We start from the raw sequence: 25,070 nt of genomic DNA, 5'->3' as shown, positions 1-25,070 counted from the left end.
TGCGCGCCTCAGCGGGCGTAGAGCGCTGGAGTCAACACTGTACGCCAGGGCCCGGCCCGACAGCCGCGAGGCCACCGAGGGGCAGGCCCCGCCGGGCCGGTGACGTCGACGTGGCCGCCGCCCATGTTTCCTGCTCCAGGAGCCGGTCGGCCTGCCGAACAGCGCCAATGAGGTGTGTCCCTGGTACGAGTTCCACCAACCGGTGTCGTACCACCTTGGCTCCCCCACCAGCACTCGCCGCGATAGTTCCTGGGCACCAACGACGCAAGAGTGAGCTGTGTCCGTCCCGGGAGGAGGCGGAGCAACGGCCGAAGTGCAGGAGGGTGGCGATGAGCCCGGTCCGTTCCAGGCCCCGGACGCAGGCCGCCGCGACGGTGCCGACCAGGTACAGGATCTCACCGATCGCCCCCTCGGTGCGCCCCCAGCAGTAGCCACGGGTCACGTCGGGCATCGGTGCCGGCCCCCTGGTGCAGGCTCGCGGTCCGCATCGAGCGCCGACCCGGGCCGGTCATCCCCTCGACAGCTCATGATCGAAGCACGCGTCCCAGCTCAGCGGGGTCGGGTGGACGGTGGCCAGCCAGGCTGGTGAACGGGGAGATCGCGCAGTACCTGGCGGACCACCGGGAGGCGGAGAAGGCGGTCCGGCGCACCCTGTCGTACGTCGACGGGGTGTCCTTCGCCCGGCGGGCGAGCGCGCCGGCGCACTTCGGGATCGGCCTGTGCGACACCGTCTGCCCGCCGAGCACCGGCTTCGCCGCCTACAACCAGTACGGCGCGGCGACCGGCCGGCCGACACCGGCACGCGAGACGCACACCCACCCGTTCAACGGGCACGAGGGCGGCGAGGCCTCGCACACCCCGGCGGCAGCCGCGGTGGCTCGGCGGGGTGCTCGGGTCGTCGCGGGAGGTTCCGGCCGCCGCCGGGTCGGCCCCGCGCTGACGGCCCCGCGCTGACGGCCCCGCGCGGTCGTCGCGGGCACCCGCAAGCGCACCTGAAGCGAACCGTAAGCGGGCCCTGGCAGTGTTCCCAGTGTCACCGAGACACCCACCCAGGGAGCACACGATGCGCAGGATCATCAACTCGACCTACATCACCCTCGACGGCGTCGTCGAGGACCCGGCGTGGACCATGCCGTACTTCGACGACGAGGCCGCCGCCTTCGCCGGCCGGCAGACGGACGCCGCCGACGCGCTGCTGATGGGCCGCCGCACGTACGACGGCTTCGCCGCCGCCTGGCCGAACATGGACGAGAGCGACCCGAGCACCGGCGCGGCCTACTTCAACAACGTCAAGAAGTACGTCGCCTCGACCACCCTCACCGACCCGGAGTGGAACAACACCGAGGTGTTGCAGGGCGACCTGATCGAGGAGGTCACCAGGCTCAAGGCCCAGCCGGGCAGGGACATCCTGATGTACGGCTACGGGGTGGTCACCCACGCCCTGGTCGAGGCGGGGCTGGTCGACGAGGTCCGGTTCTGGATCCACCCGGTGCTCCAGGGCGGGCCCTCGGTGAGCGCGCCGCTGGCCGACGCCCGGACCACGCTCACCCTGGCCGAGACGACGGTGCTGAAGAGCGGCGTGATCATCGCCTGCTACCGGCCGGTCCCGCGGTGACCAGGAACGGGTCGACCTGTGCCCGGGCCTCGTCCGGGCGCAGGTCGTGCCCGGCCCGGTAGGCCGCCGCGAACCCGTCCGCGCCGAGCGCGGCCACGCAGCGCGCGGTGACCCGTTCGACCTCGTGGCGTTCCGCCGGTGACCTCGGCACCCGGGTGTTCCGCGCGGCCGCCGCCGCGCCCAGGATCCGCGCCGCGACCTGCGGCTGCGGCACCGCCGAGGCCAGCCCGTCCAGCGCGCCGGTCGCGTCGCGGGGCGCGCCGATCGCCACTGCGACGTCGTACGCGCGGGCGTGCAGCGTGAGCGCCCGCGCCGGGTCCTCGTCCGCGATCGCGTACGCCAGCTCGCCCAGCACCATCGGCAGGAACAGCGCGTCGTCGCCGCCGGCGTCGACCAGCCGTTGCAGGTGGGTCACGGCGACGTCCCGCCGGCCCTCGCGGCGCGCGGCGATGCCGAGGCTCAGCTCGGCGAAGACCCGGGCACTGGGCGAGTCCTGCTCGACGGCCAGCCGGTAGGCGCGTTCGGCCAGCTCCCGGGCCTGCCGGTGGTCCCCGGTCTGCACGGCGATCCAGGCCAGCCAGGACAGCGTGCTGCCGACCTCGGGCCAGAGCGCCAGCTCCTCGGCCCAGCGCAGACCCTCGCGGTGCAGCGCGGCGGCGCGCGCGTGATCGCCGGTCAGCTCGGCCAGCCCGCCCACCCACTCGATGGCCTGCAACCGGCCCCACGGGTCGCCCAGCTCGGCGAAGAGCGCCGCCGCCCGGGAGCTGTCGCGCTCCAGCCCGGCGAGGTCGCTCGCGGCGTGCGCCAGCTTGGCGCGGGTGACGCAGACCGCCGCCTCCACCCACGGGTCGGCACCGGTGGACCGGGCCCGCTCCAGCAGCTCGCCGGCGCGGGCCAGCTCGCTGCGGTCGACCAGCGCGGCCGCCACGAACCAGGTCGCCCGCCCCTCGGCGTACCCGGCCAGGGCCGCGTCGGTCTCGGCCCTGGTGACGGCGCCGCCCTGCATCAGGGTGAACCCGATCCGCCACACCGCGGCTCGGGCCCGCGCGGCGGCGTCCCCGTCGAGGCTCAGCGCACGACGCGCCTCGGTGAGCCGGCCGCGCAGGAACCAGTACCAGGTGAGGGCGTTGGCCAACCGCAGCCCGCCGCCGTACCCGAGCGCGGCGCGCAGGTTGGCGGCCTCGGCGTCCAGCCGCAGCAGCCACTCCCGCTGGCCCGGGCCGCGCAGCAGCTCGTCGGCGCGTTCGGCCAGCGCGGTGTAGTGCGCCGCGTGCCGGGCCCGCACCGCGTCGGCATCGGCGTCGGCGAGGCGGTCCAGGCAGAACGCGGCGACCGACTCCAGCAGGCGGTAGCGCGGGGCCGGGCCGGAGTCGTCCAGCACCACCAGGCTGCGGTCGACCAACCGGGTCAGCACGTCCACGTCGGCGTCGCAGACCTGCTCGGCCGCGTCCAGGGCGCAACCGTCGTGGTGCACGGCGAGCCGCGCGAGAACGGCCCGCTCCCGCGCCGACAGCAGGTCCCAGCTCCAGCCGATCACCGCGGTCAGGGTGCGCTGCCGCTCCGGCACGTCGCGCTGGGTGGTGCCGAGCAGCCGGAACCGGTCGTCCAGCCGCCGTACCACCTCGTCGACGCCGAGCGCCCGCACCCGGGTGGCGGCCAGTTCCAGCGCCAGCGGCAGGCCGTCGAGGCGGCGGCACAGCCGGGCGACGGCCGGACCGGTCCGCTCGTCGAGCCGGAAGGCGCGCTGTCGCGCGGCGACGCGGGCCGCGAAGAGCCGGGCCGCCGCCGAGCGGCGGACCCCGTCGAGGTCCGCCTCGTCGACCGGCACGGGCAGCGTCGGCACCTCCCACAGCACCTCGGCGGCCAGCCCGAGCGGCTCCCGGCTCGTCGCCAGCACGGTGACGCCGGTGGTCTCGCGCAGCAAACGGGACACGAGGGCGGCGGCCGGCTCGATCACGTGCTCGCAGTTGTCCAGCAGGAGCAGCGCCCGCCGGTGCCGCAGGACGGCGACGAGCCGGTCGTCGGGGGCGACGTCGGCGCCGGTGGTCTCGCGTACGTCGAGGGTGGCCAGGACCAGCTCGGCGACGGCGGTGTCGCCGGGCCGCAACGCGGTCAGCTCGACGAGGTGCACCCCGTCCGGGACGGACAGCTCACCGGCGACCTCGGTGGCCAGCCGGGTCTTGCCGACGCCGCCGGGCCCGGTCAGCGTGACCAGCCGGCGAGCGGGCACCAGCGCACGCAGCTCGGCGACGGCCTCGGCCCGGCCCACCAACTCGTCGGGTCGGGCGGGCAGGCTGTTGCGGACCAGCGCCGCCTTCGGCGGCGGGCTCAGCGTGCCGTCCTGGGCCAGGATCCGCCGGTGCAGGGCGACCAGCTCCGGTGACGGGTCGAGGCCCAGCTCGTCGGCGAGGCGGGTGCGCAGTTCGGCGTAGCTGTCCAACGCCTCGGACTGGCGGCCGGCGGCGTACAGGGCGCGCAGGTGCAGCACCCGCAGGCTCTCCCGCAGCGGGTGCCGGGCCACCAGCTCGGCGAGGTCGGCCGCGACGAGCGCGTGCTCGCCCCGGGCCAGCCGGGCCTCGGCGAGCTTCTCCCGCACGAGCAGCCGGGCCTCGGCGAGGCGGTCGGCCTCGGCGCGCACCCACGGCGCGTCGGCGACGTCGGCGTACGGCTCGCCCCGCCACAGCCGCAGCGCCTCGGTCAGGCTCGCCGCGTCGTCGGCGGCGGCGAGCGCGGTGAACCGGTCGGCGTCGACCGAGTCGGTGCGCAGCAGGTACCCCGGTGGGCGGGACTCGACCAGCTGCCGCGCCCCCGGCTCGGCGTCGTTGAGCGCCTTGCGCAGCTGGGACACGCGCACCTGCAGCGCGCCGGCGGCGTTGGCGGGCGGGTCGTCGCCCCACAGGTCGTCGATCAGCCGGTCGGCGGAGACGACCTGGTTGCGGTGGGCGACCAGGTCGGCGAGGAGGGCCCGGACCTTGGCGCCCGGCACGGTGACCGGCTCGCCGGTGTCGGTGACGACGGCGAGCGGCCCGAGGACGCCGAAACGCATGCGGGCCACCCTACAAGCGGTAAGCGGGTCGGAAGGCAGTCGTAAGGGCCGGGGCGCACGGTGGTCGCATGAGCTACGCACCCGTCAACGGCCTCTCCCTCTACTACGAGTCGCACGGCGCCGGCCACGGCCGCCCGCTCGTGCTGATCCACGGCGCCCTCTCCGGCATCGGCACGTCGTTCGGCACGATGCTGCCGCTGCTGGCCAGGACCCGCCGGGTCGTCGCCGTCGAGGTGCAGGCCCACGGCCGCACCCCGGACGCGGACCGGCCGCTCACCGTCGACGGGCTCGCCGCGGACGTGGTCGGCCTCCTGGACCACCTCGGCGTCGAGGTCGCGGACGTGTTCGGCTGGAGCATGGGCGCGATGGTGGCGCTGCGGCTCGGCACCCACCACCCGTCCCGGGTCGGTCGGCTCGTGCTGGCGTCGGTGAGCTTCCACCACGCGGGGCTGCACCCCGGGCTGCTGGACGGGATCCAGCAGCTGCGCCCCGAGCACCTGCACGGCTCCGAGTTCCACGAGGAGTACCTGCGCACCGCGCCCGACCCGGGCGGCTGGCCGGCCCTGGTCGCCAAGGTCCGACGCCTCGACGCCGACCTGCCGCAGTGGCCGGCCTCGGCGATCCGGGACCTGGCCGCCCCGACCATGATCGTGCTGGCCGACGCCGACATCGTCCGGCCGGAGCACGCCGTGGAGATGTTCCGGCTGCTCGGTGGCGGGGTGCCCGGCGACCTGGCGGGGCTGCCGGCGTGCCGATTGGCGGTCCTGCCCGGCACGACGCACACGAGCCTCCCGCAGCGCGCCCGCTGGCTCGTCCCGATGGTCGAGGAGTTCCTCGACGCCTGACCGGCGGCGCACGGCCACCCCATTCCGATGCGCCGGAATCGCCGCCGGAGAGCCCGCCGGGGGCGAATTCCTGGGCCGATGTCCAGCACCCGTCCGCCATTGAGGGGTCAATTCTGGGGTACCGCTCAGCGATTCGTCGGAGGCCGACCGGAATACGGGTACGAAAGAATGACTCTTCGTTGCCGCAATCCCATTATTCGAGTTAGTTTCGCTGGGTTGCGCTCAACCTGTGCGAAGGAGAGCACCCCGTGGACCTCACCCTGACCTTCGACGCGGCGTACGCGCCGCACGCCGCCGTCGTCATGTCGACCGTCGCCGAGTCGAACCCCGGCGAGGAACTGCGGTACTGGTTGATCGCGGCCGACGACGTGAACGCCTCCGCGCGGGCCGCCCTCGCCCGGGCGGCCGGGCCGGACGCCACCGTGGAGTACCTGCGCGTCGACACCTCCCCGGTCAAGCTGCCCAAGGGCAACGACCCGGTGATGGCCTACCTGTCGCCGGCGATGTACCTGCGCCTGCTCGTCCCCGCCGCGCTGCCGGCCGAGGTGCGCCGGGTGCTCTACCTGGACTGCGACACGATGTGCACCAACAGCCTTGCGCCGCTGTTCGAGGTGGACATGGGTGGCGTGCCGGTCGGCGCGGTCCGCGACCCGTTCAACCGGCGGCTGCTGGACATGGGCGGCATCCCCGGCCTGGCGACGTACCGGGACCTGGATCCGTACGGGCTGTACTTCAACTCCGGCGTGCTGCTGATCGACGTCGACCGGTGGAAGGAGTGCGAGGTCACCGAACGGTCCCTGGCGTACCTCGGCCGGCACGCGCACGAGTCGCGCTACCCGGACCAGGACGCGCTCAACTACGCCGTGTACGACAACTGGCTGCGCCTGCCGAGGCGGTGGAACGACCTGATGGCGTGGCGGCTGGAGCCGGAGTTCGGCGGCAAGCTCTCCGACTCGGCGGTCCTCCACCCGGCGGGCCCGATCAAGCCGTGGCAGCCCGGTTTCCCGAAGGGCGCCCGGCGCGACCTGTACTGGCGCCACCGTCGGCGCAGCGGCGGCCTGACCCCCGCCACGCGCCGTTGACCAGCGGTGCCGGCGCGGTCGACCCGCGCCGGCACCGGCGTCCGTCCCGCTCGGCCGTGCCGGGCCGGCACCGGCGGCAACCGGGAACGGCCCGGCCGCACCCCTCGCGGGGACGCGGCCGGGCCGGGTCGTTCGTCGCCCGGTGGGCGACGGGCACCGCTACTCCGGTCGGCCGGAGCCGGCCACCGACCACCGCTGTCCGGCCGGGTCCCGGAACACCGCGTCCGCCGTCCCGTCGGCCGCCGCCTCGAGCTGCGCGCCGGCCGCGAGGGCCCGTTCGAGCAGCAGCCGCGGGTCGTCCGGGGCGATGGTCAGCACGACCTGACCCTCGCCGCCGTCGGCCGTCCGGGGCCCCTCGCACCACTCGCTGACCGTCAGCCGGTGCCCGCCGACGGCCAGTTCGGCGCGCAGGACCCGCCCGTCGAGCAGGCACTCCCGCTCGATCGGGACGGCCTCGAAGACGTCGGTGTAGAACGCGATGACCGGGGCCGCGTCCCGGACCAGGAGGTACGGGACGGGCCGCGGAGTCGGGATGCCCATCGGAGTTGCCGCCTTCCGTTACTCGGCGATCCGGGTGCGCCCGGTCCAGCGGAACACCACGGGCGCGTCCTCGGTGACCCCGGAGGAGTCCCGCTCGAAGTGCTCGTACCCGCCGTAGTGGTGCACCTTGATCTTGTCGTCCACCGGCGAGACCCGGTGGCTGCGCAGTTCGGCCGGCAGGTTCACCGGCCCGCCCTCCAGCACCGCCTCGACGATGCCGACGGCCTCCCTGCTGATCGATGGGGCCGGTACTGACCAGTCGGTCCGGTCGTCGCCGTTGACGATGGGATCTGCCGTCCGGACAGTCGGCGCGGGATCGGAAGAATGTGTCATCGCACGACCTCCGTCGTCGTCGTTCCGCCTCGCCGTGCGCCGGTCGCTCATGCGGCGCGGATTACCGAGAAAGGGCGGCACCGGCACTCCCCGGAAAGGGCGTGCCGCAGCCCCGGGAATTGCTTTCCCGGGTCCGGTGACGACCACTTCTCACCATTGAAGGTAATCCACGTCACAATCGCCGAATACCCTTAACCACCCCCTAGCGCCGCGCGCGCATCGGCACGGGCCCGGGGCGGCTCACTCCCAGCGGAAGAAGCGGGTCGCCAGCACGCTGCCGAGCACGGCGGTGACCGCCAGGGCGAGCAGCTGCGGCAGCGCCGGGCTCTCGCCCGCCCACGCGGCGGCGAGCGTGTCGACGGTGGCGCCGAGCGGCGAGTAGTCACCGATGCGGGCCAGCACGGTCGGCATCTGGTCGCGGGGCAGCCAGGCGCCGGCGAGGAAGAGCAGCGGGAAGAAGAGCGCCGGCCCGATCGACTGGGCCGCCCGCGCCGACGGGGCGAGCGCGGCGATCAGCAGGCCGACAGCGAACAGGCAGGCCACGCCGAGCAGGAACGCCAGCACGAACGCCGGCACGTTCGCCGGGGCCGGCTGGTCCAGCAGGAACCGTACGCCGATCGCGGTGACGACCGCGCCGGCCACCCCCATCGCCAGGTTGACCACGACCTGGGCGATGAGCAGCAGGGCAGGGTGGACCGGGGTGGTGGCGAGCCGGCGCAGCACCCGCCGCTCCCGGTAGATGCCCAGCGCCATGGGCAGCGTGAACAGCGCGAGCATCCCGATGGTGAGGGCCAGCGCGAGGGCCGGCAGGAAGGTCAGCTCGGTGTGCTGCCCACCGTCGTCGGCGGCCGCGCCGCGCCGGGGCAGCCCGAAGACGAGCATCAGTCCCAGCGGCAGGGCGAAGACGAAGAACAGCGACACCGGCTCGCGCAGGAACAGCTTGGCCTCGACGGCGACGAGCTTGGACAGGGCGTTCACGAGGACCTCTCGTCGGTCGTCGGCGGGGTGGCGGTCCGGGTGGCCCGGCCGGTCAGCGAGACGAAGGCGTCGTCCAGGGTGGGCTGCTCGACGCGGAGCGCGGCGTAGCGGACCTTCCGCTCCGCCAGCGTCGACAGCACCGTCTGCAGGACCTGCTCCGGACCGCTGACGGTCACCTCGTCGCCGACCCGGCGCACGTCGGTCACCTCGGGCAGCGCGGAGAGCACCGCGTCGTCCAGCGGGTCGAGCGGCCGGAAGTGCACCCGGTGCTCGGTGCCGACCCGGGTGAGCAGACCCGACGGGGTGTCGATGGCCACCACCCGGCCGGAGTCGATGACGGCCAGCCGGTCGCAGAGCCGCTCGGCCTCCTCCATGAAGTGGGTGACCAGCACGACCGTCACCCCCCGGTCCCGGATGGACTCGACCAGGTCCCAGGTGTCCCGCCGGCCCTGCGGGTCCAGGCCGGTGGTCAGCTCGTCCAGGATCGCGATCTCCGGCCGGCCGACCAGCGCCAGGGCCACCGAGAGGCGTTGCTTCTGGCCGCCGGAGAGCTTGTGGAAGGCGGTGTCGCGCTGCCCGGCCAGGCCGAGGTCCGTGAGCAGCTCGTCGATGTCGGCCCGGTTGCGGTAGAAGGACCGGTACAGGTCGAGGGCCTCGCGGACGCGCAGCTTGTCCGGCAGCTGGCTCTCCTGCAACTGGGCGCCGACCCGCTGGCGCACCTCGGCGCGGTCGCGTACCGGGTCGAGGCCGAGCACCCGGACGGTCCCCCGGTCGGCGCGGCGCAGGCCCTGCACGCACTCGACGGTGGTGGTCTTGCCCGCCCCGTTGGGGCCGAGCACGCCGAAGATCTCGCCCTGCTCCACGGTGAAGGAGACGTCGTCGACGGCGACCTTGTCGCCGTACCGCTTGTGCAGGTGCTCGACTTCGATGGCCGGCATGGGCTGTGGGTCCTCCGTCACGTGCGCGGGCCGTCGTGAGGGCGGGACCCTCGGGTGTCGCGGCGTCGGTGGGCGGAACGGTTCGAGGTCGACCCACGCACGGCCGGCCGACGCCGCCCATCATCCGGGCAACCGAGGCCGGGTTCAACCCATCGGTCGATGAATCGGGGGTGTCGTTCCGGGTGTCGGCGACGTGCCAGGGGTGTCGGACGGTGACCGTCGGTGTCCGCCGGCCGGCGGCGCGCAGAGCGGCAGCAGTTCGTCGATGCGTGCCAGCGCCACGTCCGGGCCGGCGGCCCGCAGCGTCCGCTCGTCGGACTCGCCCCACAGCGCCGCCACCGCCACCGCCCCCGCCGCGCGGGCGCTGGCGAGGTCGGCCGGCGCGTCACCGACCATGAGCGCGTCGGCGGGATCGGCGTCCACCAGCTCCAGCGCCCGCAGGACGATGTCCGGGGCCGGCTTCGGCCGGCTCACCTCGTCCGAGCCGACCACCTGGTCGAGCAGGGGCAGCAGGCCCACCAGCTCCAGGACGTGCCGGGCCCGGACGCCGCTGCGGCCGGTGGCGACCGCCAGCGCGACGCCCCGCCGGCGCAGCTGCCGGAGCACGTCCGCGGCACCGGGCAGCGGCACGACCCGGTGCGCGAGCCGGTTGCTCTCCCGGACGAAGGGGTCCGCCATCGCCGCCGGCAGGCCCATCATCCGCAGCACCTCCGGCAGGTAGCGGCCGGGATGGCGGCAGTACTCGTCGACCGGCGCGACGCCGTCGCCGACCACCTCGGCGTACGCCAGGGCGAACGCCTCCCGGGCCACGGCCAGGCTGTCGACCAGCACGCCGTCGAGGTCGAACACGACCGCCCGGACGGCACCGGGCACGGGCCGCCCCGTCGTCGCGCGGGACACCGGCGCCACCTCCTCGACAGCGGGCGCGAGCCGGCGGCGCGCACCGGTAGGGGTGGCCGGGCCGAGGTGTCCCGACTACGGTCGGGGCGTCCGGCACGGCGGCGCCGACGTCGCCCACCGACCCTATCGGAGTTCCGGCCGCAGCGACCCGACGCGCCGGCCGGGGCGGACCGTGGCCGCGCCGGCCGGGCGAACCGTGGAAAGGGGCCCGCACCGTGCGGCTGCTGAACTGGCTCTGCGAGTCCACCGACGAGCGTCCGGACGCGGTCCGGATCGAGGATCGGGTGGTGTCCTGGGTGGAGCTGCGCCGGCTCGCCTGCGCGGTCGCCGACGACCTGCGCGGCGTCGACCGGGTGGCGATCGAGGCCACCGCGGACCTGGAGACCGTGGTGGGAGTGGTCGGGGCGCTGCTGGCCGGCGCGGCGGTCGTACCGGTGCCACCGGACGCCGGGCCGATCGAACGCGGCCACATCCTGCGCGACTCGGCGGCCGAAGCGATGCTCGTGCCGGCGCACGCCGAGGGCCCGGACGGACCGGTGGGGCCACCGCGCGTGCCGGTCGACCTGAGCCGCCGCTCGGACACCGTCCCCGCCGAACCGGATCCGGCGGCCACCGCGCTGATCCTCTACACCAGCGGCACCACCGGCGCCCCCAAGGGCGCGGTGCTGTCCCGCCGGGCCGTCGCCGCCTGCCTGGACGGACTTGCCGACGCCTGGGCCTGGACGCCGGACGACCTGCTCGTGCACGGACTGCCGCTGTTCCACGTGCACGGACTGGTGCTCGGCGTGCTCGGTCCGCTGCGCCTGGGCAGCCGGCTGCACCACACCGGCACGCCCCGTCCGCAGCGGTACGCGGCCGCCGCCGGCACGCTCTACTTCGGGGTGCCGACCGTCTGGTCGCGGATCGCCGCCGACCCGGTGGCGGCCCGCGCGCTGCGCGGGGCACGGCTGCTGGTCTCCGGCAGCGCGGCGCTGCCGGTGGCCGTCTTCGACGACCTCGCCACGCTCACCGGCCACCACGTCGTCGAGCGGTACGGCATGACCGAGACGTTGATCACCGTGAGCGCGCGCGCCGACGCGCCGCGCCGCCCCGGCACCGTCGGCCTGCCGCTGCCCGGGGTACGCACCCGGGTGGTCGACGAGCGGGGCGACGCCGTCACGGCGGACGGGGCCACGATGGGCGAGTTGCAGGTGTGCGGGCCGACCCTCTTCGACGGGTACCTCGACCGGCCCGACGCGGACGCGGCGACCCGTACCCCGGACGGCTGGTTCCGTACCGGCGACGTGGCCACCGTCGGCCCGGACGGCTGGCACCGGATCGTCGGGCGGGCCGCCACCGACCTGATCAAGAGCGGCGGCTACCGGATCGGCGCCGGCGAGGTGGAGGACGCGCTGCTGGCCCACCCCGGTGTACGGGAGGCCGCCGTGGTCGGCACCCCGCACCCCGACCTGGGCCAGCAGGTGACGGCGTACGTGGTGGGCGACGGGGTGGGCGAGGCGGAGCTGATCGACTTCGTGGCCCGGCAGTTGTCGGCGCACAAGCGTCCCCGGCAGGTACGCCTGGTCGACGCGCTGCCGCGCAACGCCCTGGGCAAGGTGCAGAAGACCCGGTTGACCGCGGACTGACCCCGGTGTCGCCCCCGGCCGGGCGTCGGGACGGGCGGGTCAGGGCGTCGGGACGGCGATGGCGGTGAGGACCAGGTCCCGGTCGACCAGGAAGCGGCCCCGGAAGGTGGTCACCGGCACGCCGTCGAGCACCGGGCCGGGCACCAGCAGCCGGGCGGCGAACGTCCCCGCCGGGTCCACCACGATGTCGGCCTCGGCGAAGTCCAGCCACCGGCCGGTGAGCGGGAACCACGCCTTGTACACCGACTCCTTCGCGCTGAACAGCAGGCGGTCCCAGCAGAGGCCCGGACGCGCGGCGGCCAGCGCGGCCGTCCGGGCCCGCTCGGCGGGCCGGGCGATGGCGTCGAGCACCCCGTCGGGCAGCGGCGCGTGCGGCTCGGCGTCGACCCCGACGGTGGCGACCGCCGTCGCGCGGGCGACGACCGCGCCCCGGTACCCGTCGCAGTGGGTCATGCTGCCGACCACCCCGGCCGGCCAACCGGGGGCGCCCCGCACGCCGGGGAGGATCGGGGCCGGGGCGATGCCCAGCTGCCCCAACGCCCGGCGGGCGCAGTCGCGCACCGTGGTGAACTCACGGCGACGCTTCGGCACCGAGTTGGCGACCACCGTCTCCTCCTCGGGGAAGAGGGGCAGCCCGACGGGGTCGGTGAAGGACTCGACGACCGCCACGGCCGGGGGGAGGATCCGCTCGATCACACCGGCCGATGCTAGGCGGCGGGCCGCCGCCCGCCACCCGGTAGCCCGGCCGGGGCGGGGCCGATAGGGGTCGGGTACGGGTGTGCCGCACCCTCCGGCCCGGTCAACCCGCCGCGATCAGCGCCGACTTGCGGATCCGCCCCTGCGCGCCGCGCGGCAGCTCGTCGACGAAGTGGACGGCGCGGGGTCGTTGCCCGGCCGAGAGGAGCCGACCCACGTGGTCGACGAGCACCTGGGCGGTGAGCCCTTCGGCCACCACGTACGCGGTGACCTGCTCGCCGAGGACACGGTGCGGAGTGCCCACCACGGCGGCGTCGCGGACCCCGGGGTGGCTGCGCAGCACCTCCTCGACCTGCCCGGTGTGCACCAGGCCGCCGCGGGCGCGGACCACGTCGGCGCCGGGCCGGCCGATGATCCGGTGGAGGCCGTCGGCGGTGACGGTGGCCAGGTCGCCGGTGGCGTGCCACCCGTCGGCGGACGCCGGCCCCGCGCCGCCGAGGTAGCCGCTGAACAGCGTCGGCCCTCGGATGCTCAACGCGCCCACCGACTCGCCGTCGGCGGGCACCGGCCGACCGGCGGGGTCGAGGATCCGGGTCTGGACGCCGGGCAGGGGCGTGCCGGCGACGCCGGGAGCGCAGCGGGCGTCGGCGCGTCCGGTCACCGCGACGAGGGTCTCCGTGGTGCCGTACCCCTGGACGGGTGAGTGCGAGGTCAGCAGCCGCAGCCGTTCGGTCACGGCGGGGGTCAGCGGCGCGTCGCCGGAGACCAGGATCCGCGCCGAGGACAGGCCCCGGGCCCAGGGACGGTCACGCGAGATCCGGTCCCACTGATCGGGTACGGCCAGGTAGATCGTGCCGACCGGCCCGGCGGCGGCGTGCCGGTCCAGGTGGACGAACCGGCTGCCCACCCGCAGCGCGCCGAGCAGGCCGACCACCAGGCCGTACGCCCGGAAGAGCGGTGCGCCCTGGACGAGGACGTCGTCCCCGCTCCACCGCCAGGCGTGGGCCAGCAGGTCGAGGTCGGCGGCGATCGCGGCCCGGGAGATGCGCACCCCGCGGGACGGCCCGCAGACACCGCCGGTGTAGAGGATGACCGCGTCCGCGTCCGGCGCCGGTTCGGGTTGCTCCGTCCAGGACCGCTGGCGCAGGTCCACCGGCACCACGGGCAGTGCGGGCACGTCGGGTACGCCGCCGAGCAGGGCCGCCGCCCCGGACTCGCGCAGCATGCGGCGCCGCACGCCCGCGCCGGCTCTCGGGGGCACCGGCACCAGGGGCACCCCGGCCTGGACGGCGCCCACCATGCCGACCAGGGCCTCCAGGCTGGGGGTCGCCTCGACCGCGACCGCGGGGGCGCCCCGGATCCGGTCCGCGACGGCGTTGACGCAGCCGAGCAGGTCCTCACTGGAGAGGGCCCTGCCGGCCACCCGGAGCGCGTCGGCCCGATCGGCGCCGGATCCCCGCAGCGCCGGCAGCAGTGTCATCCGACCTAACCCCTGTCGAGGGCGGTGACGAGTTTCGCCAGCGGCTGGGTCGCCACGCCAAAAAACCTTCAGGTCATGGGTGCCCACGCCCCATATCCTGTGGCTCGGCCGTCGGCGCGGATGCCTCGAAATTAGGCTCTACTAAGGACCGGCACAACCCCTAGCCGTGACGGCCGCGCACCGGTGGGTGATCCGCCGGGCACGGGCCGGGGCAGGTGGGACGGGGTCCGGCGGGTGCCCCGGCGCGGCGCTCGGCGCGATTTCCCGGTGGCCCGACAACTGGTGGAACGGCAGGCACGCGCACCACCGGCGGACAGCGCCGAATACCATTTCCGGACGACCGGGCGGAACAGGTTCCATGACCCATGCTTTGATCGTCGTAAATAGCTGTGTCCGTCCGGCCGGTAACAGCGGCCCGCCACCGACGCGTCAATTCCGGATTCACTCGACACGTCATAGTCATTCTTTAACGGCAAGTTACACGAAATGACAATCAGGCACCCGAATCGGGCAAGCCGGGGTGATGACGCGGATCGGGATCTTCCCACTCGCACGACGCCCGCCGGAAACCCGCCCTTCGCCGATTCGGCGACACCACCGGAGCGAACGCGAAAGATATTTCGGATGCACTCCGTCATCAACCGCCCCCGCTCCGGCGTCGACCTCCGCCCCGGCCGGGAGCCGACGGCCCACCGCGGATCGGCGCCCACCCGCCGGCCCGGCGCGGCGGGTGGGCGCCGACCCCCGCACCGCAACGCGCGGGCGGCGGCGGAGCCGGGGCGCCGCCCGGACTGAGCAGGACATCCGCCCCGCCAAGGCGGCCGGGTCGCGCCGACCGGCGGCGGGGCGGCGGGTCACGACGCGCCGACCGGACCGGCACCGACGCACCCGGGAGCGCGCGCTGGACCGGCCGGAGCGCCGGGAGCGGATCAGCCGCCCGAACCGGAGAAGCGCCACCAGAAGGGCCATCGGGGCGGCGAGATGTTTTCCGCCCCATTGCCGGCAACCCCGAGAAACGACACCAACCGACCACTGACGCCGGCGACGTCACGTTCCGAATCCGGGTCACAACTGTCCACCGCCGGGCCCGCCGGGCGGCGACCACCGGTCCGCGTGCACCCAAACGGATGTTTGCCTATCCTTTACAAACCTCGACTTGCCGCCCATTTGCCGGGCTGACATACTCCCACGATGCATGATGATCGATAGCGAGGGATGTGTCCGGGGCGGCTCGTCGAATTGCCGAATTAGCAGGTGGAAGCAGGATGTCGAAGCTACAGACCAGGCACGTTGGTCGATGACTTCCATGCGACGTAGAATCGCTGGCTATATTTTCGGATGCAAGAATGTGTCGAGGATCGGGCGGGCTCGGACGCGAGTGGGAGAGCAGGCGGACCCCGGACGGACGGGTCACCGGGTGGCTGCGGTGACCGTGCGCGATACGGGACGCCGCCCATGACACTTGTCGAACGGAGCCCGCAGCTCGACGTCCTCACCGACCGCCTCGGCGACCTGCTGCGACCCGGCGGCCCGTCTCCCGCCACCCCGCCGGTGACCGCGGTGTCGGGGCCCGTCGGCGCCGGCAAGACCAGCCTGCTGCACGCCTTCGCCCGGCGGGCGGTCGAGGCCGGCGTGGGATTCGTCGGCGCGAGCGCCTCCCGCGCCGAGCGCACCGTGCCGCTGGAGGTGGTCCGCCAACTCGTCCGCACCGCCACGCTGGACGACGCCGTCCGCGACCGGATCGGGCGGCTGATCGACCAGGGCGCCGTCGCCTGGACCGAGGCGGACGAGGACGAGGAGCAGCTCGCCCCGATCATCGCCGCGCTCGGCGGCGAGCTGCTGGAACTGGCCGGGCGGCAACCGCTCGTCATCGCGATCGACGACGTCCACCACGCCGACGTGCCGTCGCTGCGCTGCCTCGACTACGCCGCCCGGCGGGTGGCCGGGCTCCCCCTGCTGATCGTCCTCAGCGAGTCGCCCCGGACCGGGCCGTGGCATCCCACCGTCTACGCGGAGCTGCTGCAGCCCGCGCGTCTGCACCGCGTCCGGCTACCCCTGCTCAGCCGGGACGGAACGTACCGGGTCCTGGCCGACCGGCTCGGCGTGCCGGTGGCCCGGACCATCACCGAGGAGGCGCACCGGATCAGCGGCGGCAACCCCCTGCTTGTGCAGGCGTTGGCCGACGACCACCAGGCCGCCGGCGGACGGGCGGACCGGCCGGTCGCCGCGGAGGCGTTCCGCGAGGCGGTGCTGAGCTGCCTCTACCGCTGCGACCGCCTGGTGCTGGAGACCGCCCGTGCGCTGGCGGTGACCGAGGAGCCGCTGCACGGCCCCCTGCTCTCCCACCTCGTCGGGCTCCGCTCGGAGTGGAACCTACGGGCGATCGACGCGTCGACCAGCGCGGGCCTGATCACCGACGACGGGCTGTCCCACCCGGCGGTCGGCCAGGCGGTGCTCGACGGCATGACGGTGGAGGAGCGCGCCCGGCTGCACCGGGCCGCCGCCTGCCTGCTGCACTCCGACGGCGCGCCACCGGCCCGGGTCGCCGCGCACCTGGTCCGCACCGACGCCCTCGACGAGCCCTGGATGGCCCAGACGCTGCTGGACGCCGGGGAACAGGCGATGATCGACGGCGAGGTGGACACCGCGCGGCGGTTCCTGCGCCGCGCCAACCGCGACTGCGCCGACGAGTGCCTGCGGGCCCGGATCCGCTCCGGCCTGGCCCGCGCCGAATGGCGCCTCGACCCCCAGGCCGCCGTCCCCCACCTGCTGGGGGTCGCCACCGCCGTGCAGGCGGGCCACCTGGGTGGCCGACAGGCGGCGGGGCCGATCCAGTACCTGCTGTGGCACGGCCAGATCGACCGGGCGGTCGAACTCATCCGCCACCTCGACCGGCGGGCCGACAGCGACGACCCGCGCTCCGCCGCCGAACTGCTCGTCACCAGGGGGTGGATGGCCACCCTGTATCCCGGGATCGCGGTGTGCGACCGGGGCCGACCGCACGTCGCCGGCCGGGACCCGCTGACCCTGGCCCGGGTCAAGCGCCGCCTGCGCGGTGTCACCATGCTGGGGTCCGTGCTCGAACGCGGCGACACCGGCGCCGTCGAGGACGCCGAACGTGCCCTGGCCACCCTCGGACTCGACGACGAGGCGAGCATGTGGACCGCCGTCTGCGCGGTCACCGCGATGATCTACGCCGACCGGCTCGACCTCGCCGGGGACTGGTGCGAACGGCTGGAACGCGCGGCCGCCGACCGCGGACACCCCACCCCGACGGCCATGATCGCCGTCCTGTCGGCGGTCGTCGCCGGCCGGCGGGGTGAGCTGACCCGGGCCCGGGACCTGGCCGAGGGGGCGCTGCACCGGCTCTCGCCGAAGGGGTGGGGTGTGGTGGTCGGCCTGCCGCTCGCCGTCCGGCTGGGGGCCCTGACCGGCCTGCAGGAGTGGGACGCGGCAGCGGCCTGCCTGCGGGTCCCGGTGCCACCGGCGCTGTTCGAGACCCCGTTCGGCCTGCACTACCTGCACGCCCGCGGCGCGCACGCGCTGGCCTCCGGCAGCCCGGACACCGCGCTGGCGGACTTCCAGCTCTGCGGCCAGCTGATGACGTCCTGGCGACTCGACCTGCCGGCCCTCGTGCCGTGGCGCACCGAGTCGGCGCGGGCGCTGCTGATGATGGGCCGCCGGCAGCAGGCCGAACGGCTGGTCCGGGAACAGCTGGGGCTGCTGCGGCCGATGCACGTGCGGTACCGGGCGGGCGCGCTGCGGGTGCTGGCCGCGACGGAGGACGGGCCCGACCGGGTCCGGCACCTGCGCACCGCCGTCCGGCTGTTGCGCCAGTGCGGCGACCGGATGACCCTGGCGCACACCCTCACCGACCTGGGCCAGGCCTACCAGCAGGCCGGTGACCTGCGGCAGGCGCGGGACGCCTCCCGGGCGGCCCGCACGCTCGCCCAGGAGTGCGGCGTACCCGTGCTGCGCCCCGCCGCCACCGCCCGGGACGGCTCCGTCGACCCCGGCGGCGAGGCGGCGCTGCTGGTGACGGGGCTCAGCGAGGCCGAGTCCCGGGTGGCCGCGCTGGCCGCCCAGGGGCACACCAACCGGGAGATCGCCGAGCGGATGTTCCTCACGGTCAGCGCCATCGAGCAGCGGCTGACCCGGATCTACCGCAAGCTCGACGTCCAGTCCCGCAGCGAACTGGCCGCCCGGCTGCGCCCCGGCCGCTGACTCCCCGGCCCACGGGCGAGGCGGGCCGTGCGCCCGTACGCCGCTGCCCCCTGCCCGGATGTCCCGGCCCCGGCAAACGGCCGGCGGACGGCGTCCGCCGCCGCTCCAGCCGGGGTCACGGTGGCGATCTCGACCGACGGCGGTCCCATCGACCTGCCGGCGCGACGGACACCGGCCGGCGCCACCCGCGCGAAACCTGCTGTGCACCACGACGACACCTGCCGCCGCACGACCGGCAGCACACCCCCCTGACCCCTTGTGGCGCAACCCCTAACGTGCCACGAGGGCCGCACGCTTACGGAAGGAACGATGGGGTCCCGAGCCCGTTGTCGCACGCCGCAGCCGGTGCCAGACTCCCTGCAACCGGATCGCTCGCCGTCGGGGGAAGGCGCGGTCCGATGAGGACAGTCATGTCCACCCGGCTCGGTGGCCGGGTGCGTCCACCCCTACCCGCGGTCCTGACCGGGTGCACGGGGCGGAGCGGCCACCGTCCGGTACTGGGGGGGCGGCGTCGGCCAGCATCGGTGCGTCTGGTGCGGCACCGCGCGGGAGAGAGGTCGACACGGTGCTGGTACAGCGAGAAGAACAGATCGCCCGGCTGCGGCGGGCCTTCCACGCCTGTGAGGAGCAGCAGCGGGGACAGGTCGCGCTCGTCACGGGGGCGGTGGGCAGCGGCAAGACGAGCCTGCTGGAGTCGTTCAGCGAGTGGACCGCGTCCGCCGGGGGGCGGGCGGTCGCCGCGGCGGGCTCCCGGGCGGAACGCGGGCTCCCGCTGGGGGTGCTGGAGCAGTTGCTGCACAGCGCGCGCTTCGACGACGAGACCTCGGCCCGGCTGCACGGCCTGGTGCGCGACGCCGTCGCCGTACCCCTGCCGGAGCCGGGCGCGGACGCGTCGTCCGCCGGGGACCGGGCCTGGGCGCCCCTGCTGCACGGGCTCTTCACCGCGCTGCTCGACCTCGCCGGCCCCGGACCGCTCGTGCTCCTCGTCGACGACGTGCACCACGCCGACCCCGCCTCCCTGCACTGCCTGCTCTACGTCACCCGCCGGCTGCGCCACGCCCCGATCATGGTGGTGCTCGCCGAGGCGTCGGCGCTGCGCCCGGCGCACCCGCTGTTCCGCGCCGAGCTGCTCAGCCAGCCGCACTTCTCCCGGATCACGCTGCCACCGCTGACCGTCGACGCCATCGCCCGCCTGGTCGACGACGAGGCCGGGACCGCCCGGGAGACCGCCGAGCGCTGCCTCAGCATGACCGGCGGCAACCCGCTGCTCACCCGCGCGTTGATCGACGAGCGGAGCCCGGACGGGACGGACGACCCGGCGCCGGAGCTCGCCTTCGGCGACGCCTTCGACCAGGCGGTGCTCGGCTGCCTCTACCGCCACGAGCCCGGCGTCCGGCGGGTCGCGCAGGCGCTGGCGGTGCTGAACCGGCCGACCCCGACGGACCTGCTCGGCCACCTGCTCGACATGGTGCCCGAGGCGGCCGTGCCGGCGGTACGGGTGCTGCGCACCTCGGGCCTGATGGACAGCGACCAGCTGCGCCACCCGCGGATCCTGCGCTCGATCCTGGCCGACATGTCCCCCGAGGAGCGGCGGGGCATGCACCAGCGGGCGGCCGAGGTGCTGCACGAGCACGGCGCGGAGCCGACCACGGTCGCCGAGCACCTGGTCGCCGCGGGCTGGGCGGACGCCGGCTGGACGGTGCCGGTGCTGCAGGACGCCGCCGCCCACGCGCTGGCCTCCGGACGGCCCGACGTGGCCGCCACCTGCCTGCGCCTGGTGGCCCGCGCCGAGGTGGACGAGCCGCAGCGGGCCGCCACCGCCGCGATGATGGTCAGCGCCCGCTGGCAGGTCAACCCGCTGGCCGTCACCGGGCAGCTCGCCCACCTGGTGGAGACCGTCCGCGCCGGGCGGGGGCCCGCCGGAGACGCGCTGACCGCCGTGCCGTACCTGCTCTGGCAGGGGCGGGCGGAGGAGGCCGCCGAGCTGGTCGAGGGCTGCACGGCCGACGACGACGGACCCACCGGCGCGTCCGGCCGGCTGCGCGTCATGCGGCTGCTGCTCTGCCTCTCCCACCCCGAGCACCTGACGAACCTGCGCGACGCCGCCGGCGCCGGCGGCCGGGTGGGCACCGGCGGTCCCCAGTTGCAGGCGCTGGCCGCGCTCACCGCGGCGCTGACCCCGACCGGCGAGCACGACGCCGTCACCGCCGCCGAGCAGATGCTGCACCGGCACCACGGCGACGACGGGACCCTGCCCCTGCTGACCGCGCCGCTGCTGGCCCTGCTCTGGTCGGGCCGCGCCGACCGGGTCGCCGTCTGGGGTGACCTGCTGCTCGACCGGCCGGCCGTACGGCACGCCCCGGTGTGGCGGGCGGTGATCCGGGCGCTGCGGGCCGAGGCGGCGCTGCGCCTGGGTGACCTGCCCGGCGCCGAGGACCACGCCCGGGCGGCGCTGGAGGACGTCCCGCCGCCGGCCTGGGGGGTGGCCGTCGCCGGGCCGCTGGCCACGCTGATCGCCTGCGCGACCGAGGCCGGCCGGTTCGGTGAGGCCGACCGCTGGCTGGCCCAGCCGGTGCCCCCGGGCATGTTCCGCACCCCGCTCGGCCTGCACTACCTGGCCGCCCGGGCGCGGCACCACCTGGCGCTGGGCCGCCCGCACGCGGCGAGCGCCGATCTGCGCCGCTGCGGCGAGCTGATGCGCACCTGGGGCGTGGACGTGGCCGGGCTGGCGCCGTGGCGGCTGGAGATGGCCCGGGTGCAGCTGGGCATCGGCAACAAGACGCACGCCACCCAGCTGCTGCAGGAGCAGCTGCGGGTGCCGCACGGCGTGGACGACCGGACCCGGGGCCGTACGCTGCGGCTGCTCGCCACCACCGCCGCCCCCGACCACCGGCGCAAGCTGCTCTCCGAGGCGGTCAACCTGCTCCAGTCCTGCGGGGACCGGCTGGAGCTGGTCCGGGCCCTCGGCGACACCGGCCAGACCCTGCAACGGGCCGGCGACTCGGCGCGGGCCCGGCTGCTGGTCCGCCGGGCGTACCAGCTCGCGCAGGACTGCGGGGCGTCGGTGCTGGCCCAGCGGCTGGTCCGCCGCGAGCCGGGCGCCGGCGCGCCGGCCGGGTACCCGACGGCGGAGACCCCGGAGCCGGAGGACGGGCTGAGCGAGGCCGAGCGCCGGGTGGCCGCGCTGGCCGCCCAGGGGCACACCAACCGGCAGATCTCCAGCAAGCTGTTCATCACGGTCAGCACCGTGGAGCAGCACCTGACCCGGGTCTACCGCAAGCTGGACGTCAAGCGCCGCACCGACCTGCCGGCCCGGCTCGTCGGGCACGCCGAGCCGCTGGCCGAGGAGGTCTCCGGCGCGGCGGTGTGAGCGCCCGTACCCGACGACGGCGCCCCGGTGGAGGACCACCGGGGCGCGCCGTCGTGCGAGGGGGGGCGAGGTCAGCGGGCGGCGACCGGCCGGGTCGCCTCGTCACGCAGCCGCAGCACCAGATCGGCGGCGGCGTTCACCCCGCCGGCCTGCCGCAGCCGCCGGCGCCACAGCGCCGCCCGGTCGGCGAAGGTCCGCTCGGTGAGCAGCCGGCGCAGCTTGGCCACGATGTCGGCGACGTCGAGGGCGTCGTCGTGCTCGACGGCCAGCGCCACCCCGGCGTCGACGACCCGCACCGCGCCGTCGTGGCAGTCGAACCAGAACGGCATCACCAGTTGCGGCACACCGAACCAGGCCGCCTCGTGCACGGCGTTGGCGGCGGCGTGGTTGAAGAACACCCGGACGTGCGGATGGGCCAGGACCTCGACCTGCGAGGGCAGCCACGACTCGATGCGCAGGTTGGCCGGCAGGTCGGCGGCGGGCGGCAGGAACCGCTGCCGCTCGGCCGGCAGCTTCCACAGCACGTGGTGCTCCGGCCCGATCCGGGCGGCCACCTCGACCAGCGCGGCCACCTGGGCGGCCGACGGGCGCATGATGGTGCCGAATCCGATGTGGACGACCGAGTCGTGGGCGTCCAGCCAGGCGCGCAGGTCGGCGCCGTCCGGGCTCGCGGGGATCTCCCGGGGCACCATCGAGCCGACCATCCGCAGTTTCGCCGGGGCGGTGGCGAACGGGTACTCCAGGCCGAAGACCGTGTACGCCAGCAACGCCTGCGCCGCCTCGGCGTACCGGGAGGGGCGCAGCTCGACGTTGTCGATCCCGGCGGCCCGGCGGCGCTCGGCGGCGGCGGTGTTGCGGGCCAGCCGCTCGGGCTCCATCAGGGTCCTCAGCAGCGCCTCCCGGTGGCGGCCGTTGGCGGCCTGCTGGCCCGGGCTCATGTGCAGCGGCAGGCCGGACAGCGGCACCGGGTACGTCGGCGGCAGATTGTCCTGCAGGAAGTTCGACGGCGGCACCGAGACGCTGATGACGAACGGGACGCCCCGGGTGGTCATCGCGTCCATGCCGAACGAGGCGAACGAGTCGACCACGGCCAGCGCCGGCCCCACCTCGTCGACGAGTTCCAGGCAGCGTTCGTAGAGCTCGTGCAGGTGGGTGTAGTCGACGGAGATGTCGACGTAGCTGGCGAAGTTGTCCACCCGCGAGCCGGTCGACATCCGCCGGTGGGTCTCGTCGTCCCAGTGCTCCGGGCGTACCTCGAGCCGGGGCGGGCCGAGCGACAGGAACCGTACGTCCCCGTCGCCCGGCAGGCCCTCGATGTCGGCCCGGCGCTCGTCGGTGCAGGCGAACCGGACCCGCCGCGTCCCCCGGCGTTTCAGCTCGCCGGCCAGGGTGAGCAGCGGGTTGAACAGCCCGGAGCTGCCCGAGCTGACGATCAGCAGCACGCCGTCGTCGGCCGTCACCGCGCCGGCCCCTAGTCCATCGCCCGGCGCATGAAGCCGCGGATGCCGACGGTGGTGAACAGCACGAACACCCCGGCCAGGACGAGCAGGTCCAGCCAGAGCGGCACCGACTGGACCCCCGGCGGGGCGACCAGTGACCGGGTGGCCTCGCTGACGTAGGTCAGCGGGTTGATCGCGCAGATGACCTGGAACCAGGGCAGCGAGTCCAGGGCCCGCAGCGGGAACTGGGTGGCGCCGGTGAACATCAGCGGCGTCAGGGTCACGGTGAACATGATCTGGATGCGGTGCGGCGGGACCAGGGTGCCGAAGGTCAGCCCCATGGCCGCGCCGACCAACGCCCCGATCACCAGCACCCCGAGCACCTGGAACACCGTCGACAGCGGCCAGGTGACGCCGAGCATGAGCATGCCGATCGGGATGAGCACGATCCCGGCGACGAGGCCCCGGATCGCCCCGAAGACGATCTTCTCGAAGGCGACCAGCGGGACGGCCATCGGCGCGAGCAGCCGGTCCTCGATCTCCCGGGTGAAGGAGAAGTCCATCACCATCGGCAGCGCGGTGTTCTCCAGGCCGATCAGGAAGGCGTTGAGCGCGATCACGCCGGGCAGCAGCACGTTGGCGAAGTCGTCGCTGGCGTACCCGAGGTCCTTGAGCACCTTGCCGAAGATCAGCAGCATGAACAGCGGCTGGAGGAACACCTGGGCGAAGAACGCGCCCAGCTCCCGGCCGGTGACGAACAGGTCGCGCCAGAGCACCGCCCGGAAGGTGGCGAGCTGGTCCAGCACTCCCACCGACGCGGGCGTGACGGCCGGCGACGGCGTGGGCGGGCTGGCGGGGGCGATGACGCTCACCGAAGTTCCCTTCCGGTCAGGTGGATGAAGACGTCTTCGAGGCTGGGCTGGCCGATGCTGAGGTCCCGGACCTCGCAGCGCAGATCGGTGAGGATCTTCAACGCCATCGGCACGGCGTTGGCCGGCGCGGTGCCGGTGTAGAGGCGGAACGACAGGGTGGCGTCCGGGTCGGGCGCGGCCTCCGGCATCGGCATCGGCGGCATCCCCGGGAACATCGGCATGCCGGCCGCGCCGCCGGCGCGCAGCCGCTCCACCCGCTCGACGTCGGCGACGTTGCCGAGAGCGGCCTGCACCTCCTCGGCCGGGGCGCCGGCGGCGACCACCAGGGTCAGCGTGCTGCTGCCCGGCAGGGTCCGGGTCAGCGCGGCCGGGGTGTCCAGGGTGAGCAGCTTGCCGTGGTCGACGATGCCGACCCGGTCGCAGAGCTTCTCCGCCTCGTCCATGTCGTGGGTGGTCACCACGACGGTGACCCCGGACTGCTTCAGCTCGGCGATCCGGTCGTGCACGAAGAGCCGCGACTGCGGGTCGAGGCCGCCGGAGGGCTCGTCGAGGAAGAGCACCCGGGGCGAGTGCATCAACGCCCGGGCGATCATGGTGCGCTGCGCCAGGCCGCCGGAGAGGAAGTCGGTCCGGGCGTTGGCGAAGTCCTTGAGCCCCATCTGCTCCAGCAGCTCGTCGGCCCGCCGGATCCGCCGCGCCCGGGGCACCCGGTGGTACGCCGAGTGGAACAGCAGGTTCTGCCGGACGGTCAACGCCCGGTCCAGGTTGACCCGCTGCGGCACCACCGCCAGCAACTGCCGGGCCACGGCCGGGGCGCGGACCACGTCCGCCCCGCAGACGGTGGCCCGTCCCGAGGTGGCCCGTACCCGGGTCGTCAGCACCCCGATCGTCGTGGTCTTACCGGCGCCGTTCGGCCCGAGCAGACCGAAGACCTCACCGGCGGCGACGGAGAAGCTCAGTCCGTCCACCGCCGGCGGCATGTTGGGCTGGTACCGCTTGACCAGCTCCTCGACCACCACTGCTTCGTCCACGTCGCCATGCTCCCGTCCGGGTCCCCTCAGGGGACAGATGTCCGTCACGTCGATAG

At 74.9% G+C, this 25,070-nt stretch carries 19 protein-coding genes; 7 read left to right on the top strand and 12 right to left on the bottom strand.

Going from position 1 to position 25,070, the window contains the following annotated elements; all coding sequences use genetic code 11:
• Positions 1 to 31 precede the first annotated feature (31 nt).
• Positions 32 to 451 carry a glycoside hydrolase family 3 N-terminal domain-containing protein gene (locus GA0070614_RS31720; protein WP_157745111.1) on the bottom strand — a complete coding sequence of 140 codons (420 nt, stop codon included), beginning with the start codon at positions 449 to 451 and terminating at the stop codon, positions 32 to 34.
• Between the two features lie 134 nt (positions 452 to 585).
• On the opposite strand from GA0070614_RS31720, the gene GA0070614_RS28510 reads away from it, so the two are divergent.
• Together GA0070614_RS28510 and GA0070614_RS28505 are read left to right on the top strand one after the other, a co-directional pair.
• Positions 586 to 954: an acetylxylan esterase gene (locus GA0070614_RS28510; protein ID WP_269459465.1), complete on the top strand. Its 369-nt coding sequence runs from the start codon at positions 586 to 588 to the stop codon at positions 952 to 954.
• Positions 955 to 1,063: 109 nt separating this feature from the next.
• Positions 1,064 to 1,615 (top strand): dihydrofolate reductase family protein, encoded by a 552-nt coding sequence (locus GA0070614_RS28505; protein ID WP_088978841.1) that lies wholly within the window; start codon positions 1,064 to 1,066, stop codon positions 1,613 to 1,615.
• Here GA0070614_RS28505 and GA0070614_RS28500 read toward each other — a convergent pair.
• A complete protein-coding gene (locus tag GA0070614_RS28500; RefSeq protein ID WP_088978840.1) occupies positions 1,584 to 4,661 on the bottom strand; it encodes a BTAD domain-containing putative transcriptional regulator in 3,078 nt (1,025 codons plus the stop codon). The two genes, GA0070614_RS28505 and GA0070614_RS28500, sit on opposite strands and share 32 nt — an antisense overlap.
• Positions 4,662 to 4,729: 68 nt before the next feature.
• On the opposite strand from GA0070614_RS28500, the gene GA0070614_RS28495 reads away from it, so the two are divergent.
• The gene (locus tag GA0070614_RS28495) at positions 4,730 to 5,506 is read left to right on the top strand and encodes an alpha/beta fold hydrolase (protein WP_088978839.1); all 777 of its coding nucleotides are present in this window, start codon (positions 4,730 to 4,732) and stop codon (positions 5,504 to 5,506) included.
• A 248-nt stretch (positions 5,507 to 5,754) separates the two neighbouring features.
• On the top strand, positions 5,755 to 6,588 hold the full coding sequence (locus GA0070614_RS28490) for a glycosyltransferase family 8 protein (RefSeq protein WP_157745110.1): 834 nt from the start codon (positions 5,755 to 5,757) through the stop codon (positions 6,586 to 6,588).
• 159 nt (positions 6,589 to 6,747) lie between these two features.
• Here the strand turns inward: GA0070614_RS28490 and GA0070614_RS28485 are convergent, their stop codons facing one another.
• From GA0070614_RS28485 to GA0070614_RS28465, 5 genes are all read right to left on the bottom strand, one after another.
• Positions 6,748 to 7,128: a VOC family protein gene (locus tag GA0070614_RS28485; protein ID WP_088978837.1), complete on the bottom strand. Its 381-nt coding sequence runs from the start codon at positions 7,126 to 7,128 to the stop codon at positions 6,748 to 6,750.
• 18 nt (positions 7,129 to 7,146) lie between these two features.
• Positions 7,147 to 7,461 (bottom strand): DUF5988 family protein, encoded by a 315-nt coding sequence (locus GA0070614_RS28480; RefSeq protein ID WP_231933422.1) that lies wholly within the window; start codon positions 7,459 to 7,461, stop codon positions 7,147 to 7,149.
• Positions 7,462 to 7,701: 240 nt separating this feature from the next.
• Positions 7,702 to 8,439, bottom strand: a complete 738-nt coding sequence (locus GA0070614_RS28475) for an ABC transporter permease (protein WP_088978836.1) — start codon at positions 8,437 to 8,439, stop codon at positions 7,702 to 7,704.
• Positions 8,436 to 9,377, bottom strand: coding sequence for an ABC transporter ATP-binding protein (locus tag GA0070614_RS28470; protein WP_088978835.1), 942 nt, complete (start codon positions 9,375 to 9,377; stop codon positions 8,436 to 8,438). Before GA0070614_RS28470 ends, GA0070614_RS28475 begins: the two co-directional genes overlap by 4 nt.
• Positions 9,378 to 9,521: 144 nt before the next feature.
• Positions 9,522 to 10,250, bottom strand: coding sequence for an HAD-IA family hydrolase (locus GA0070614_RS28465; RefSeq protein WP_088978834.1), 729 nt, complete (start codon positions 10,248 to 10,250; stop codon positions 9,522 to 9,524).
• A 242-nt stretch (positions 10,251 to 10,492) separates the two neighbouring features.
• Here GA0070614_RS28465 and GA0070614_RS28460 point away from each other — a divergent pair, with 242 nt between their 5' ends.
• Positions 10,493 to 11,902, top strand: a complete 1,410-nt coding sequence (locus GA0070614_RS28460) for an acyl-CoA synthetase (protein WP_088978833.1) — start codon at positions 10,493 to 10,495, stop codon at positions 11,900 to 11,902.
• 39 nt (positions 11,903 to 11,941) lie between these two features.
• Here the strand turns inward: GA0070614_RS28460 and GA0070614_RS28455 are convergent, their stop codons facing one another.
• On the bottom strand, positions 11,942 to 12,598 hold the full coding sequence (locus GA0070614_RS28455) for a 4'-phosphopantetheinyl transferase family protein (protein ID WP_088978832.1): 657 nt from the start codon (positions 12,596 to 12,598) through the stop codon (positions 11,942 to 11,944).
• A gap of 103 nt (positions 12,599 to 12,701) precedes the next feature.
• The gene (locus GA0070614_RS28450) at positions 12,702 to 14,078 is read right to left on the bottom strand and encodes an AMP-binding protein (RefSeq protein ID WP_088978831.1); all 1,377 of its coding nucleotides are present in this window, start codon (positions 14,076 to 14,078) and stop codon (positions 12,702 to 12,704) included.
• A gap of 1,455 nt (positions 14,079 to 15,533) precedes the next feature.
• Here GA0070614_RS28450 and GA0070614_RS28445 point away from each other — a divergent pair.
• Together GA0070614_RS28445 and GA0070614_RS28440 are read left to right on the top strand one after the other, a co-directional pair.
• Complete coding sequence (locus GA0070614_RS28445) at positions 15,534 to 18,302, top strand: AAA family ATPase (RefSeq protein ID WP_088978830.1); 2,769 nt, start codon at positions 15,534 to 15,536, stop codon at positions 18,300 to 18,302.
• A 565-nt stretch (positions 18,303 to 18,867) separates the two neighbouring features.
• Complete coding sequence (locus GA0070614_RS28440; protein WP_088978829.1) at positions 18,868 to 21,672, top strand: ATP-binding protein; 2,805 nt, start codon at positions 18,868 to 18,870, stop codon at positions 21,670 to 21,672.
• A gap of 71 nt (positions 21,673 to 21,743) precedes the next feature.
• On the opposite strand, the gene GA0070614_RS28435 is transcribed toward GA0070614_RS28440, so the two are convergent.
• Genes GA0070614_RS28435 through GA0070614_RS28425 form a run of 3 tightly spaced genes read right to left on the bottom strand, consistent with a single transcriptional unit; the run spans position 21,744 to position 25,014 of the window.
• Complete coding sequence (locus tag GA0070614_RS28435; RefSeq protein ID WP_088978828.1) at positions 21,744 to 23,132, bottom strand: glycosyltransferase; 1,389 nt, start codon at positions 23,130 to 23,132, stop codon at positions 21,744 to 21,746.
• A gap of 11 nt (positions 23,133 to 23,143) precedes the next feature.
• Positions 23,144 to 23,983 carry an ABC transporter permease gene (locus GA0070614_RS28430; protein WP_088978827.1) on the bottom strand — a complete coding sequence of 280 codons (840 nt, stop codon included), beginning with the start codon at positions 23,981 to 23,983 and terminating at the stop codon, positions 23,144 to 23,146.
• Entirely contained in the window at positions 23,980 to 25,014 is a 1,035-nt protein-coding gene (locus GA0070614_RS28425; RefSeq protein WP_088978826.1) for an ABC transporter ATP-binding protein, read from the bottom strand. Before GA0070614_RS28425 ends, GA0070614_RS28430 begins: the two co-directional genes overlap by 4 nt.
• Positions 25,015 to 25,070: the final 56 nt, after the last annotated feature.

The sequence above is a fragment of the Micromonospora coxensis genome (genome assembly GCF_900090295.1).
Lineage (GTDB): Bacteria > Actinomycetota > Actinomycetes > Mycobacteriales > Micromonosporaceae > Micromonospora > Micromonospora coxensis.
The sequence above is the reverse complement of the archived record's forward strand: the minus strand, read 5'-3'. Positions and strand labels throughout refer to the sequence as shown.

Bases quoted from the DNA above. Each gene is read 5' to 3' on its own strand.
- GA0070614_RS28480 (WP_231933422.1), bottom strand. From the start codon at position 7,461: ATGACACATTCTTCCGATCCCGCGCCGACTGTCCGGACGGCAGATCCC.
- GA0070614_RS28495 (WP_088978839.1), top strand. From the start codon at position 4,730: ATGAGCTACGCACCCGTCAACGGCCTCTCCCTCTACTACGAGTCGCAC.
- GA0070614_RS28505 (WP_088978841.1), top strand. From the start codon at position 1,064: ATGCGCAGGATCATCAACTCGACCTACATCACCCTCGACGGCGTCGTC.
- GA0070614_RS31720 (WP_157745111.1), bottom strand. From the start codon at position 451: ATGCCCGACGTGACCCGTGGCTACTGCTGGGGGCGCACCGAGGGGGCG.
- GA0070614_RS28450 (WP_088978831.1), bottom strand. From the start codon at position 14,078: ATGACACTGCTGCCGGCGCTGCGGGGATCCGGCGCCGATCGGGCCGAC.
- GA0070614_RS28485 (WP_088978837.1), bottom strand. From the start codon at position 7,128: ATGGGCATCCCGACTCCGCGGCCCGTCCCGTACCTCCTGGTCCGGGAC.
- GA0070614_RS28470 (WP_088978835.1), bottom strand. From the start codon at position 9,377: ATGCCGGCCATCGAAGTCGAGCACCTGCACAAGCGGTACGGCGACAAG.
- GA0070614_RS28500 (WP_088978840.1), bottom strand. From the start codon at position 4,661: ATGCGTTTCGGCGTCCTCGGGCCGCTCGCCGTCGTCACCGACACCGGC.
- GA0070614_RS28445 (WP_088978830.1), top strand. From the start codon at position 15,534: ATGACACTTGTCGAACGGAGCCCGCAGCTCGACGTCCTCACCGACCGC.